At 28.3% G+C, this 13,286-nt stretch carries 16 protein-coding genes; 1 reads left to right on the top strand and 15 read right to left on the bottom strand.

Annotated elements, in window-relative coordinates; translation table 11 throughout:
- Positions 1-64 precede the first annotated feature (64 nt).
- From pduL to ACRCYC_RS17340, 7 genes are all read right to left on the bottom strand, one after another.
- Entirely contained in the window at positions 65-634 is a 570-nt protein-coding gene (gene pduL, locus ACRCYC_RS17370; protein ID WP_438620361.1) for a phosphate propanoyltransferase, read from the bottom strand.
- Positions 635-717: 83 nt separating this feature from the next.
- The gene (gene aroA / locus ACRCYC_RS17365) at positions 718-1,980 is read right to left on the bottom strand and encodes a 3-phosphoshikimate 1-carboxyvinyltransferase (protein WP_438620360.1); all 1,263 of its coding nucleotides are present in this window, start codon (positions 1,978-1,980) and stop codon (positions 718-720) included.
- Positions 1,973-3,001: a 3-dehydroquinate synthase gene (gene aroB / locus ACRCYC_RS17360; protein WP_438620359.1), complete on the bottom strand. Its 1,029-nt coding sequence runs from the start codon at positions 2,999-3,001 to the stop codon at positions 1,973-1,975. Before aroB ends, aroA begins: the two co-directional genes overlap by 8 nt.
- Positions 2,986-4,158 carry a chorismate synthase gene (gene aroC, locus ACRCYC_RS17355; RefSeq protein ID WP_438620358.1) on the bottom strand — a complete coding sequence of 391 codons (1,173 nt, stop codon included), beginning with the start codon at positions 4,156-4,158 and terminating at the stop codon, positions 2,986-2,988. The genes aroB and aroC overlap by 16 nt, the downstream gene beginning before the upstream one ends.
- Positions 4,159-4,206: 48 nt before the next feature.
- A complete protein-coding gene (locus tag ACRCYC_RS17350; RefSeq protein ID WP_438620357.1) occupies positions 4,207-4,809 on the bottom strand; it encodes a flavodoxin family protein in 603 nt (200 codons plus the stop codon).
- Between the two features lie 10 nt (positions 4,810-4,819).
- On the bottom strand, positions 4,820-6,583 hold the full coding sequence (locus ACRCYC_RS17345; RefSeq protein ID WP_438620356.1) for a SpoIIE family protein phosphatase: 1,764 nt from the start codon (positions 6,581-6,583) through the stop codon (positions 4,820-4,822).
- A 32-nt stretch (positions 6,584-6,615) separates the two neighbouring features.
- Positions 6,616-7,104, bottom strand: a complete 489-nt coding sequence (locus ACRCYC_RS17340) for a hypothetical protein (protein WP_438620355.1) — start codon at positions 7,102-7,104, stop codon at positions 6,616-6,618.
- A gap of 108 nt (positions 7,105-7,212) precedes the next feature.
- Between ACRCYC_RS17340 and ACRCYC_RS17335 the strand changes: the two genes are divergently transcribed.
- A complete protein-coding gene (locus ACRCYC_RS17335) occupies positions 7,213-7,686 on the top strand; it encodes a hypothetical protein (RefSeq protein WP_438620354.1) in 474 nt (157 codons plus the stop codon).
- Between the two features lie 27 nt (positions 7,687-7,713).
- Here the strand turns inward: ACRCYC_RS17335 and ACRCYC_RS17330 are convergent, their stop codons facing one another.
- From ACRCYC_RS17330 to agaB, 8 genes are all read right to left on the bottom strand, one after another.
- A complete protein-coding gene (locus ACRCYC_RS17330) occupies positions 7,714-7,881 on the bottom strand; it encodes a hypothetical protein (RefSeq protein ID WP_438620353.1) in 168 nt (55 codons plus the stop codon).
- 145 nt (positions 7,882-8,026) lie between these two features.
- Positions 8,027-8,236 carry a small, acid-soluble spore protein, alpha/beta type gene (locus ACRCYC_RS17325; RefSeq protein ID WP_438620352.1) on the bottom strand — a complete coding sequence of 70 codons (210 nt, stop codon included), beginning with the start codon at positions 8,234-8,236 and terminating at the stop codon, positions 8,027-8,029.
- 194 nt (positions 8,237-8,430) lie between these two features.
- Positions 8,431-9,654: an NAD(P)/FAD-dependent oxidoreductase gene (locus ACRCYC_RS17320; RefSeq protein ID WP_438620351.1), complete on the bottom strand. Its 1,224-nt coding sequence runs from the start codon at positions 9,652-9,654 to the stop codon at positions 8,431-8,433.
- A 5-nt stretch (positions 9,655-9,659) separates the two neighbouring features.
- Positions 9,660-10,505, bottom strand: a complete 846-nt coding sequence (locus ACRCYC_RS17315) for a phosphatase PAP2 family protein (protein WP_438620350.1) — start codon at positions 10,503-10,505, stop codon at positions 9,660-9,662.
- A 108-nt stretch (positions 10,506-10,613) separates the two neighbouring features.
- Positions 10,614-11,018 carry a hypothetical protein gene (locus ACRCYC_RS17310; protein WP_438620349.1) on the bottom strand — a complete coding sequence of 135 codons (405 nt, stop codon included), beginning with the start codon at positions 11,016-11,018 and terminating at the stop codon, positions 10,614-10,616.
- Positions 11,019-11,028: 10 nt separating this feature from the next.
- On the bottom strand, positions 11,029-11,868 hold the full coding sequence (locus tag ACRCYC_RS17305) for a PTS system mannose/fructose/sorbose family transporter subunit IID (RefSeq protein ID WP_438620348.1): 840 nt from the start codon (positions 11,866-11,868) through the stop codon (positions 11,029-11,031).
- On the bottom strand, positions 11,858-12,625 hold the full coding sequence (locus ACRCYC_RS17300) for a PTS mannose/fructose/sorbose/N-acetylgalactosamine transporter subunit IIC (protein ID WP_438620347.1): 768 nt from the start codon (positions 12,623-12,625) through the stop codon (positions 11,858-11,860). Before ACRCYC_RS17300 ends, ACRCYC_RS17305 begins: the two co-directional genes overlap by 11 nt.
- A 15-nt stretch (positions 12,626-12,640) precedes the next feature.
- A complete protein-coding gene (agaB, locus tag ACRCYC_RS17295) occupies positions 12,641-13,117 on the bottom strand; it encodes a PTS galactosamine transporter subunit IIB (protein ID WP_438620346.1) in 477 nt (158 codons plus the stop codon).
- Positions 13,118-13,286: the final 169 nt, after the last annotated feature.

The raw sequence follows: 13,286 nt of genomic DNA, 5'->3' as shown, positions 1-13,286 counted from the left end.
ACTATAAATTATCTTTTATAAATAAAAAAAAGCATGTGAAAATCACATGCTTTTTTTATTTATATTACTCAGCTATTAATTCTACCATTTCTCCGTTTTTAACAGCTGCTGCATTTCCTTCTTCAACGTCAACGTGCATTTCTAGTGCAAAGTTAGCATTAGCTCTTACTAATACATTTTCGAATACTATAGATCTTGGTCCGAAAGTTCTAACTTTTACTAATTGCTTATCTTCAACTCCGAATTTAGCTGCATCGTCAAGACTCATATGTATATGTCTTGAAGCTACAATAACACCTTCAGTTAATTCAACTTCTCCTGCTGGTCCAACTAATTTTACTCCTGGAGTTCCTGCTATATCACCAGATTCTTTTATTGGAGCTTTAACACCTAAAACAAATCCATCTGCTAAAGATATCTCAACTTGTGTGTTAGGTCTAGCTGGTCCTAAAACTCTAACTCCTTTTATTGTTCCTTTAGGTCCTACTAAATCAACTTTCTCTTCACAAGCATATTGACCTGGTTGGCTTAATGGCTTGAATTCTACTAATTGATGACCTGCTCCGAATAATACGTCTATATCAGCTTGACTTAAATGAACGTGTTTGTTTGATAATGCTATTGGTAATTTCATTTTTAAAGTCCTCCTAAGTTTTTTTAAATATTGCATTACAATTATACATAATATTCCTAATAAAATCAAATTTTATTCTAATTTTACTTTAATAAATTATCTATTAGCTTATAGTAACCAGGGAAAGATATATCTATGCAAGAGGTATTATCTAATATAGTTTTTCCTTCAGATACAAGTGATGCTACTGAAAATGCCATAGCTATCCTATGGTCATTAAATGTTTTTATATTAGCTCCTTTTAGCTTACTTTTACCTTTTATTACCATTCCGTCCTCTAGTTCTTCTATATCTGCTCCCATACTTTTCAAGTTATCTACCACAGCTTTTATCCTATTACTTTCTTTAACCTTAAGTTCTTTTGCATCTTTTATTATTGTTTCACCTTCTGCTTGAGTTGCTAAAACTGCTATTACAGGTATTTCATCTATTAACCTAGGTATTAAATGTGAAGATATAGTAGTTCCTATTAAGTTTTCACTATATCTAACAACTAAATCTCCTACTAATTCGCCTCCTACTAATCTCTTATCTATAATTTCAAAGTTTCCATTCATAGCTTTTAAAACATCTAGTATACCTGTTCTCGTATTATTTAATCCTATATTTTTAATTATAACTTCCGACCCTTTAGTAATACTTGCTGCAACTATGATAAACGCTGCTGAAGAAATATCTCCAGGAACATTTATATGTTCTCTTGAGAAAAGTTCATCTACAGGATTAATATTTATTTCTAACTCATTAGTTTTTATATCTGCTCCAAATGAATTTAACATTATTTCCGTGTGATTTCTACTTATTGATTTTTCAATTATAGTACTAGGTTCATTTGCGTATAATGACGCTAAAATAATAGCTGATTTTACTTGAGCCGATGCAACAGGCATTTTATAATTTATTTTTTTTAAATTACCTCCGTGTATGTTTATAGGTGTATAATTAGCATCACATTTTCCATTTATTTCACATCCCATTAACCTTAGAGGGTCTGTTACTCTTTTCATTGGCCTTTTACCTATAGATTCATCGCCTATTATAGTTGATTTAAATTTATTTCCTGCAAGTATACCCATCATTAATCTTATAGTTGTACCAGAATTTCCTACATCTAAAGTATTTATAGGTTCCTTAAGTCCTCTAAGTCCAACACCTTTTACAACGACATTATCATCATTTATATATATGTTTACTCCCATTTGTCTAAAGCAATCAATCGTGCTTAAACAATCTTGCCCCATGAGAAAATTACTTATCTTAGTAGTTCCCTTAGCAATTGAGGAAAACATTATAGCTCTGTGTGATATTGATTTATCTCCTATTAATTCAAAACTTCCCTTAAGCATTATTACACCTCTTTATCACATTTAATATTTCATCATCAGTTATATCATCAATAATCTCTACTTTTCCTCTACCTACAGGTACAACTAAGTTTATATTTCCAAAACTATTTTTCTTATCACTCTTCATAATATTTAATATTTCTTCACTATTTTCTATTTTAAATGTAGTTGGTAAATTTAATATATTAGATATATCAATAAATTCTTCATAATAATTATAATCAATAAACCCTTTATCTAATGCAATAATAAAAGCCATATTTGTACCTATATTAATAGCTACTCCATGACTTAAGTTGCAAATTTTTTCTATTCCATGACCGAAAGTATGACCTAAATTTAATATTTTTCTAAGTCCACCTTCTTTTTCATCTTTGCTAACTATATACCATTTTATATCTGTGCATTTTTTTATAATATTAAACAAAACTTTTTCATCTTGTTCTAATATTTTATTTGAGTTATCTTTTATATATTTTAAAAAGTTATAATCATATATATATGCGTATTTTAAAACTTCTCCTAATCCACCTAAGTAATCTTCATTCTTTAATGTTTTTAGTGAATTAACATTTATATAAGTAAGCTTAGGCTGATAAAATGTACCTATTATATTTTTTATATTACCTATATTTATACCTGTTTTTCCACCCACAGACGAATCTACTTGTGATAATAATGTCGTAGGAACTTGAACTAAATCAATTCCTCTCATATAAGTAGATGCAACAAATCCAGCTAAATCACCTACTACCCCACCTCCAAAAGCAATTACTAATGATTTTCTAGTTATATTTACTTTTATGCAAAATTTTATTATCTCTTCATATACATATAATGCTTTTGATTCTTCTCCGTTTTTTATTGTAAAAACTTCAATATCATCATGGTTCAAATTGCTTATAAGCGACTTAAATTGATGATTGTATACGTTTTTATCTGTTATTATTAAAATTTTATCATATTTACTTTCCAATTCTAAATTTTCATAACTATAATCAATTACTATAGATTTTTCCATCCTCTTTCACCTAACCTATTCATATATGAATTAAAATTATTTTTGATATCTTCTATATCATCTTGTCCAAATTTATCTAAGAAAAATTGTAATATTACAAATGCAATTACATTCTCACAGACTATACTGCATGCAGGTACAGCACACGTATCAGATCTCTCAACTGTTGCTTTATAATTTTCAAGTGTATTTATATTTATTGAGTTTAAAGGCTTATACAATGTTGGAATAGGTTTCATTGCACATCTTATGATTATTTCATCTCCAGTTGTCATTCCACCTTCTATACCACCCAATCTATTAGTATTCCTATATATTCCTTTTTTTTCGTTGTAGTATATTTCATCCATAACATCAGATCCTTTATTGCTCGCAACATCAAATCCTATTCCTATTTCTACCCCTTTTATAGCTTGTATGCTCATAATATTCATAGCTATATGTGCATCAATTTTTTTATCGTAATGTGCATACGATCCAAGTCCAGGAGGTACATTTTTAACTCTTATTTCTATAACTCCACCTAACGTATCCTTATTAGCTTTTGTATTATCTATTTCCTCTATCATAATCTTTTCTATATCATGATCTACACATCTTACTTGACTATAATCTACATTGTTTTTTATATAGTTAAAATCATGAACTTTGTCTATTTTAACAGAACCTATTTGTACTACATGAGATGTAACTTCAATATTAAATTCATTTAACACCTGCTTACATAAAGCTCCTACTGCAACTCTACTAGCAGTTTCTCTTGCACTAGATCTTTCTAAAACATTCCTAGCATCATCAAAATTATACTTTAATGACCCTACTAAATCAGCATGTCCTGGTCTTACATCACTGACCTTTTTACTTTCTCTATCTATATTACCTATAGGATCCATATAGTTGGTCCAATTTTCATAATCTCTATTTATTATTTGCATAGCTATCGGGCTACCTATAGTTACACTACCTCTAGTTCCACTTAGTATTTCTACTTTATCACTTTCTATTTTCATGCGGCCACCACGACCATATCCCGACTGACGTTTTTTCATCTCTATGTTAATTTTATCTATATCTATTTTCATATTAGCTGGAATCCCATCTATTATAGCCGTTAAGCATCTACCATGAGACTCCCCACTAGTTATATATCTAAGCATATTTTTACTCCTTTTTATTATATTTTATGCTACAAAAAGAGCTTGTTTTTACTCAAGCTCTTTTATATTTTCGACATAATTTTTCATATATTCAGTTATATTGCATAATGCTTTTCCATTTTCATCAAACGGTATTTTATCACTACTATTTATATATGAATTATACATAAGTTTAGTATTTATACTTTTAAAGAAGAAATTCATTACTATTTGTCCACCCTCAAATTGAGTTTTATAGGGTTCACTTCCTCCAATTGCAATATACATACCTATTCGCTTTTTAGTTCTATCTATAGACGGATTTTTAAGTATATATTTACTTGCATATATTGCTTGAGTTCTATCAACTACAGTTTTTAATTTAGCTGATATGCAATCGAAGTGTACAGGACTTACCACTATAGTTCCTTTTGATTTATCAAACATATCATACATAGGTGTCATATCATCTTTATATTTACAGTATCCAGTTTTTTCGCAAAACCCACAAGCTGTGCAATATTCTATATTCATGTCATATATATTAAAGACTTTAAAACTTATATTATTTTCTTTTAAATTTTTTATTATCTCATTTATTATACTATAACAATTTTTATTTTTTCTTGGACTTCCATTTATTATCAAAACTTCTGGATCAACTTCTACCATATTAATCTCCTTATTTTTCTCTAAGGGTAACTAATAATATATCATCTTCAAAGTTGCTTTTCTTAGAGAAATCCCATAATTCAGCCTTTAAATTAGTAACTTTCTGTTCTTTATCTACATTACTATTTTTTTCTAAGAATTTTTTCAATCTTTCTACCCCAAATTCTTCTTTATCTTCATTTTTTATTTCTAATATTCCATCTGTATATAAAGAAATTGATTTATATTTAGATATATCAATTTCTTTATCTAAATATTCAACATCTTCTAATATACCTATAGGAATACCCTTATTACACTTTATAAAACTTGCATTATTTTCATAGTCTACACCTATAGGATAATAATGCCCTGCATTAGATACAGTCATTTTGTTTTCATCATTTTTTATAACACTAATTACACAAGTTGCAAAAACTCCCATTTTATCAAACTCATCAAATAAAAATTGGTTTATATTTTCCATTATTTCACTAGGATTATTAAATTGATTCGCTAATACCTGAAAAGCACCTTTTACCATAGCAACCATATAGTTAGACACTATACCGTGCCCCATTACATCCGCCAAAATAGTAACAATTGTACCATCAGATTTTCTTATAGTATGGTAAAAGTCTCCGCCTACAACTTTAGCAGGTTTATGGAAATATGTTAACTCTCTATTTTCTCCTAGTTCTTTATTTCCTTTATTCATTATAAGCTTTTGCTGTTGGTTTAAAACTTTTAGTTCATTTTCTAAAACATGATGCTTTACTTCACTTTTGCTATACTCATATAATTGCATCGCAACCGATACCTGTTTTGCAAGAATACTTAATATATTTAAATCATCTTTAGTGTAGTTTTTACTATTAGTACACGCTATATATCCAATAACTTCATTTTTACTCATTAATTTATGATATATATACGTCCTTACATTTCCTACGTTTTCGTCCTTACTTACTTCATTAGAGTATGTTCCCGTAACTTTATCATCTACCAATTTTTCTAAAACAGAGTATGCTTCTATCAATTTGTCACCTTGTGAGCTGTAAGAGCTAAATACTTGTCTATTTTTTCCCTTACTATTTATGATTATCGCCGATTCTTTACTATTAGTAATATTACAAGCTTGTTTGCTTAGATGGTCTAAGAAACTTTTTATATCTTTATTTAGATATAGTTTTTTAGTAGCCTCATTTATAGATGCTATAGCAGCTCTTAGTTTATTTATTAATGTTTGAATATCATTATTTTTACTTGTTATCTCTATAGATAAACTTATAAGCGATGCTACCGATGATATAAAGTTCATATCTTCATCACTTATTTTATCTTCAGCCGTTAAAAAGCAAGTCATAAAACCCGTTACTTTTTCATTCACTATTAGGGGAAATACTATTCTGCCTACATACCCTTCTTGTGTTGCTAAATCTCTTTCATTAAGGGCTCTTTCATCTTCGAATACATTTTCTACATACACAACCCTTTGCTCTTCCACTGCTTCATGTATATATCGTGGGTATTCACTAAAGTTTATTTTAACCCCTATTGGTCTATCCATAGGAAACACTTGTGATATATAGTTTAAAGTTTGAGAACACACTAAATAAGCATACTCATAATTATTTTTATAAAATAAATTTACACATGCTTTTGCTGGGTGCACTACATCTAACATCTTTTCTATAATCTTGTCTTTTATATCAAAAAAATTGTTAGACTCAGTTACTAAGGTGGATATTTCTACAACACGCTTTAGTCTTTCATTCTCATTATAGTACTTCATATAGGTATTTCATCTCCCCTCTTTATATTAGTCTATTTATTAATATTACTATATATATCTTTTATAGTAAACATAAAAACTAATATAAAGCAACCTATTATTATGTAGTTAAAATTTGAAAATATTCCTATTAATAGCAAACTTATTAATGCATTAATCTTTTGTTTTATCTTATCAGTAACTATATTTTGAGTTCCTTGTTCTATATTGTTTTTTATATACCCCATTCCATCTTTTACTTGATCTTTAACTTGTGCTTCTACATACGTTTTATACAAAACATATGTAATCATAATTAAAATCACACCTATACCAAACAACAAATTAATACTCAATGCTATAAATAGCATTGATAGCATTAATATTATTTTAAATACTAAGATAAAAAAATTATCTATTTTCATACCTATATTACTTATATCTTTAAACTCTTCTCGTAAAGAATAATCTTTATTTGGCATACTTTTCATCTTTGTTTTAACTATTTCAGAATAAAATAGCTTAATTATTCCATTTATCACTTAAATTACCTCCTTTTAAAAACATATTTATAATGTTTACAATTATAAATATGTTTATACTTGTTAATACTATATAATATGCGAATTTAAATAATAAGGAGTGGTTATATGAATATAGAACAATTAGATTTAGAAACTCGCAGTAAAATTTATTCTCATACTAAAAAAATTTTAAGAAAGTACCAAAAAGGTATTACAACAGGTAAGTTAACAGCTACTAGTTTCGCGGATACAATATTAGAAAATGAAGATATATCTACAATAATAGACCAAGATATATTAAATGAAGAAGACTTTAAAAGTTCATACATAAGTTATATAGATACTTTAATTAAAACACAAAATGAAAACATAAAAAATTCAAAACGAAAAAATCCAATCTCTACTAATATAAAACCTACTATAACTCAACAAATACAACTTAAAAATTTACTTTTAGAAACTGGATATGAATTAAATATACCTGCTCAATATTTAAATAATAGCGATGTTTTAAGCATATCAAAATATTTATCTACAGGAACAATAGATTTAGGCAATGAAAAAATTTATAATTACGTAAATAAATTAAAAAAACACTAAGGCGAAGTAAAGCCTTAGTGTTTTTTCTTAGCCTAGAGCTTTTTCTAATTTGCTAAGATGTTGTATAGGATAGTATTTTAATAATTCTTTAAATTGCTCAACTGTAAGCCCATCAGTTGTAGTATATATTTTTATTTTTTCATCTAAATCCCCATTTATAAATTTTGTTTTTACTTCTTGAAAGTTCATATTCATAATCTGTACTCCTTTTAATATATTTAATTTCTATAGTATTTTATCCAGATTATTTTTTTTTACTCTTTCCTTTTATTTTACCTAAAATTATAATAGTTTTAAAAAATAAAAAAGGAAGGTTATGAACCTTCCTTCTTTTAATCCTTTACTTTTGTTGTCCGCTTATTTGCTTTTCTGCCATTTCAACTAATTTTTTAGTCATGTATCCACCAACATATCCATTTTGTCTTGCTGTCATATTTCCTTTATCAGCAGCTTCATAATCTGACATTCCTAATTCATTAGCTATTTCTAATTTCATTTGTTTTAATGCTGTTTTAGCTTCTGGTACTGCTTTTTGGTTGTAGTTTGTCATGTTGATTACCTCACTTTATTAGTTTTGTAGTAATTATGGAGTTTTTATTTTTAAATTTGCAAATTTATTTTGAACAACTTTTAGCTCCATTTACTGTTTGTGTTGTTCATGTTCTTATTATGCCAATTTGTTTTTTTTATATACTTATTTTTTAAAAAAATATATTTTAAAACTACAAAATCTATTAAAATTTATTAACAACTTATTCCCGCTAAATATCCAGTTGAAAATGCTATTTGAAGATTAAAACCACCTGTATATGCATCAACATCTATAACTTCACCTGCAAAAAATAAACCTTCTATTAATTTAGATTCCATTGTTGATGAATTTATTTCATTAGTTTTTATTCCTCCTGATGTTACTATTGCTTCATCTATAGACTTATACTTCTTAATATTAAACTCTATATTTTTCAGTAAGTTAACTAAATGCTTTCTTTGCTCTCTAGATATTTGATGTACTACTGTATCCTTATCAATTTCACTTAAATTTATTATGTACGGTATCAATTTTTTAGGTAATAAATCATCCAAGCTGTTTTCAAATTTTTTATTAGTGTATTTTTTAAAATCTTTTTGTATTCTTTTATCTAGTGTTTCTTCTGTTAAAGCTGGTTTCAAGTCTAATAAAACCTTGTATGTTTCATTTTCAAAAGACTTCATTCTACAACTAGCAGATCTTATTATGGGACCTTCTATACCAACATCACTAAATTCCATTTCCCCAAAATCTTCATATATATTTTTTCCCTTTTTATCTATTACTTTTATAGAAACATTTCTAAGTGCTAGTTTATTAAGGCTATATACATCTTGTATAGTTTCTAACCCTATCAATGAAGGTGTTGGCTTTACTATTGTATGTCCTAAGCTTTTGGCAAATTTATATCCATCCCCTGTAGATCCAGTTCTAGGATAACTAACACCTCCAGTTGCAACTATAACACTATCGCATTTTATTACCTTTTTATCACTTAATATTACACTTTCTACTTTACCATTTCTTTGCTGTATTTTTTCAACCTTAGCATTAGAAATTACTTCAACCTTATTTTGTCTCATTTGCTTTTCAAGTGCTACAACTACATCTTTAGCTTTATCACTTTCTGGAAATACTCTTTTTCCTCTTTCTGTCTTTGTTTTTACTCCAAGAGAGTTAAACATATCTATAACTTGATCATTTGTAAATGTATAAAATGCACTATATAAAAATTTACTATTGGTAGGTACATTTTCTATCAATTCTTCTATATCACAATCATTAGTTATATTACATCTACCTTTTCCTGTAATAAGTAACTTCCTTCCTAATCTATCATTTTTCTCTAATAAAGTAACATCATGTCCCATACTAGCTGCCGTTGAAGCTGCTAGCATACCTGCTGCTCCTCCACCTATTACGATTACTTTTTTCAAATCTATCATTCCTTCCAAAATTTTTCAAATAATAATGGTGCACCAGCCATAGCGTATATCATTAATAATGCATATCTTAAGTATCCACCTATATAATTTGATGGCATAATTAATTTTAAAATAATATAAACTGCACCTAAACTTATAACTCCAAATAAATATCTATATATTTTTGACTTCATACAAACATCTACATTGAATTTTATATATTCTTTTTCTATTATATAACCTATTATAAATCCGCTTATTAAGCCAACCATTTTTACATATTCAATACTATTTACTACAAATATCCATAGTACCATAGGTATTAGTACAAAATTAAAGTATCTATATTTTTCATTTTGTTCTACCTTATGCAATATGTAATTACAAGTAATAGTAAATACTATACCAAATATCCATCCAAATAATACATCTATAGGCCAATGAACTCCCAAATATAATCTAGATATTCCTATTCCTAAAAATATAATAGTTCCAGTTATATATACATATCTATTTTTGACTATACTCATTATACTTACCCAAAATGTAGTTCCTATTTGAGTATGACCACTTGGAAATGAATATCCTGTGGCGGTTGATGTTCTCATAGATTCAATTCCTTTTACACCTATTGGTCTAGGTGCTTTAAAAAATTCTTTAACGCCTGTATTTAAAGCTATATTTCCAGTTAATGCAAATATTAATCGTTGTCCATATCTTTTATTTACACACCAATATAAAATAGAAGCAACTATAAATATAACCGGTGTTTCTGTACTCATAGTTATAATTAAAAATATCATATTTAATATAGGACTTTTAAATGTTTGTATATATTTTAATATTTGAACTTGAATATTCATGTACTATCTACCTCCTCTTAAACAAGCCCATGTTTACACCCTTTTTTATAATGTCATTTTTCTATATTTTTCATTATATAAAAAAAGAGTAGCATAAGCTACTCTTTATTATATCCCTTCATCTGTAAAATCTACAACTTTCTTTTTAGGATTTATACTATTTATACCTGTTTCTTTTATTAAACTGCTATCAATTCCACATCCTAAGGATAGCATCATTGCAGACTCTACGAGCATAGGTAAGTTTGTTCCACAAAATACTTCTATTTTATTGTTGTCTAATGCTAATTCACAACTAACCTTAAAAGGTGTTCCACCAGCTAAATCTGTAAATATATATATTCTATCCCCTAAAAAATCATCTACTAACTCTTTAATATCTAATTTTAATTCTTTTGGAGTTTTAGATTCTATAAAATCGACTACTTTTACAAAATCAGATTCTCCAACTATTAAATTCAAACTACTCTTTAATCCAGATGCAAAATTTCCATGTCCTGTTATTATAATCATTTGATTCCCCCTAGAATAATCCTATATAAGCTCCAACTATACCTATAACTACCATTATTAATATATTTATCATAGGACTTACATTTTTCTTAACTAATCCATACATTCCAAAAGTTAATCCAAGCGGTAAAAGTTTTGGCATTATTCCATCTAGTATCTCTTGTACTTTTAATGCCGTTTCACCTATAGGTATTTCTGTAACTATATTTATATTTACATAAGAAGCTATTAATGCTCCAACAACTATCATTCCTAGTATAGTTGCTGCTCTTGTAAATTCTTTAGCATTTTTAGTAAGCTTCGTTATACCCTCAGTACCAGTCTTATATGACCAATGCATTAACCAAAATCTAAGACCTAAGTGAACAACATTAAACATTAACAAGAATATTATAGGCCCTGCTATACTTCCCTCAAGTGCCAAATTAGCTCCTACTCCTGCAGATATCGGAAGTAATGTGAACCAGAATATAGCATCTCCTATACCACCTAATGGTCCCATAGCTGCTACTCTTAAAGAACGTATAGTTTGAACATCTGCTTTCTTTTGCTCTAATGATAAAATTATCCCCATTACAAATGTAATTAAAAATGGATGACAATTAAAAAACTCTAAATTATGTTTCATCGAAGTAGCTAAATCTTGTTTGTTTTTGTGTATTTTTCGAAGCCCTGGAAGTATAGAGTATAACCATCCTCCAGCTTGCATTCTTTCATAGTTAAATGATGCTTGTAAAAACATAGATCTCCATGCCATTTTATTTAATGTTTTTTTATCTAATGTCTCACCTTCTGTTTTGTCTATATATTCAGTATGAATCATTGCTGTTTTTTTTATATTAGATGCCATCACTCATACCTCCTCCAATATTTTTAGTTTTTATACTTGCATTAAAATCGTATACAGCTACAACTAATCCAATTATAGCTAAAGCTAAAAGTGGTAAATTTAAATATGCAACTAAAACAAATCCTAACATCATAAATATTACATATTCTTTGCTCAACATAACTTTAAGTAACATTGCAAATCCTAATGCTGGCATCATCTTTCCAGCAGCTTCTAATCCAGTCCATACTTGTTGTGGTAAAACTTGAGTTAGTGTATCGCCTATTGCTTGCCCTGCTAATAATCCTGCTAAAACTATCAACGCAAATGATACCCCAAGTATTCCCATAGCCATGTAGTTTACTTTATCTATTCCTTTTGGATTAGCTTGCTCTGCTGCCTTATCACATAATCTCATTAATGGTGACATTACTGTAAATAAAGTTGTTACAGCATATTGCCCCAATAATGCAAATGGTATTGCTACAGGTAATGCTGCACTTGTATCTAATCCTGACGTTATAGCAAATACAGTTGCCATGATTCCACCTATAACAGCATTTGGAGGCTGAGCTCCTCCTACAGGCATAGCTCCTATCATCATAAGTTCATAAGATCCACCAACTATAAGTCCAGTATTTAAATCTCCCATTATAGCACCAACTATAGGTCCCATTACTATAGGTCTATATAATGATTCCAAAAAGTTAAACTGGTCTATAGCTGCTATAAAAGTTACAATTAAGATTAAAGCAATTTGCATAAATCCTAGTTCCATAAAATTCCCTCCCCTTTATTTTAATAATCCATCTATACTTTCAGCAGATTCACTTGGAACTCTTCTGATTTCTAGCTCTACACCTAACTCCCTAAGCTTTTGAAATGTAATCACATCATCATCATCTACACATACCGCTTTTGAAACTTGTCTTTTACCTTGTGCCATATGCATATTTCCTATATTTACTTTTTTAATAGGAACTCCACCCTCTACAAGTCTTAAAACATCTTGAGGATTCTCGCAAATTATAGCTATATGCTGAGCTTCACTAGCTTTATGTATTATGTTTATAGTTTTTTCTATTGTAAAGTATCTAGTTTGGGCAAAACTTGGTGCTGCCATATCCATAAGCCCCTGTCTAAATTCATTTGTTGCTACTTCATCATTTGCTACTAACAGTAAATTTGCACCTACACTAGAAGACCACATTGTTGCTACTTGCCCATGTATTAGTCTGTTATCAATTCTTGTTAAGACTATATTTGGCATAATATCTCCCCCTTAAATATTTTCTTATGTCTTATATTTATCTATCTTTTTATATGTCTATATTTCATTCTACGTATGTATATTTAAATTTATTATAGATTTTTTTATTATTTATATTTATTTTCTTTATAAAAAAGAGGCTATCTTAAAATAGGTCATTCATCATAAA

It is taken from the genome of Paraclostridium sp. (assembly GCF_051657365.1).
GTDB lineage: Bacteria > Bacillota > Clostridia > Peptostreptococcales > Peptostreptococcaceae > Paraclostridium.
Note: the sequence above shows the minus strand (reverse complement) of the source record. Positions and strands in the feature narration are given on the sequence as shown.

Coding starts and splice junctions, on each gene's coding strand:
- pduL (WP_438620361.1), bottom strand. CDS start 634: ATGAAATTACCAATAGCATTATCAAACAAACACGTTCATTTAAGTCAA.
- aroA (WP_438620360.1), bottom strand. CDS start 1,980: ATGCTTAAGGGAAGTTTTGAATTAATAGGAGATAAATCAATATCACAC.
- aroB (WP_438620359.1), bottom strand. CDS start 3,001: ATGGAAAAATCTATAGTAATTGATTATAGTTATGAAAATTTAGAATTG.
- aroC (WP_438620358.1), bottom strand. CDS start 4,158: ATGCTTAGATATATAACTAGTGGGGAGTCTCATGGTAGATGCTTAACG.
- ACRCYC_RS17350 (WP_438620357.1), bottom strand. CDS start 4,809: ATGGTAGAAGTTGATCCAGAAGTTTTGATAATAAATGGAAGTCCAAGA.
- ACRCYC_RS17345 (WP_438620356.1), bottom strand. CDS start 6,583: ATGAAGTACTATAATGAGAATGAAAGACTAAAGCGTGTTGTAGAAATA.
- ACRCYC_RS17335 (WP_438620354.1), top strand. CDS start 7,213: ATGAATATAGAACAATTAGATTTAGAAACTCGCAGTAAAATTTATTCT.
- ACRCYC_RS17330 (WP_438620353.1), bottom strand. CDS start 7,881: ATGAATATGAACTTTCAAGAAGTAAAAACAAAATTTATAAATGGGGAT.
- ACRCYC_RS17325 (WP_438620352.1), bottom strand. CDS start 8,236: ATGACAAACTACAACCAAAAAGCAGTACCAGAAGCTAAAACAGCATTA.
- ACRCYC_RS17315 (WP_438620350.1), bottom strand. CDS start 10,505: ATGAATATTCAAGTTCAAATATTAAAATATATACAAACATTTAAAAGT.
- ACRCYC_RS17310 (WP_438620349.1), bottom strand. CDS start 11,018: ATGATTATAATAACAGGACATGGAAATTTTGCATCTGGATTAAAGAGT.
- ACRCYC_RS17305 (WP_438620348.1), bottom strand. CDS start 11,868: ATGGCATCTAATATAAAAAAAACAGCAATGATTCATACTGAATATATA.
- ACRCYC_RS17300 (WP_438620347.1), bottom strand. CDS start 12,625: ATGGAACTAGGATTTATGCAAATTGCTTTAATCTTAATTGTAACTTTT.
- agaB (WP_438620346.1), bottom strand. CDS start 13,117: ATGCCAAATATAGTCTTAACAAGAATTGATAACAGACTAATACATGGG.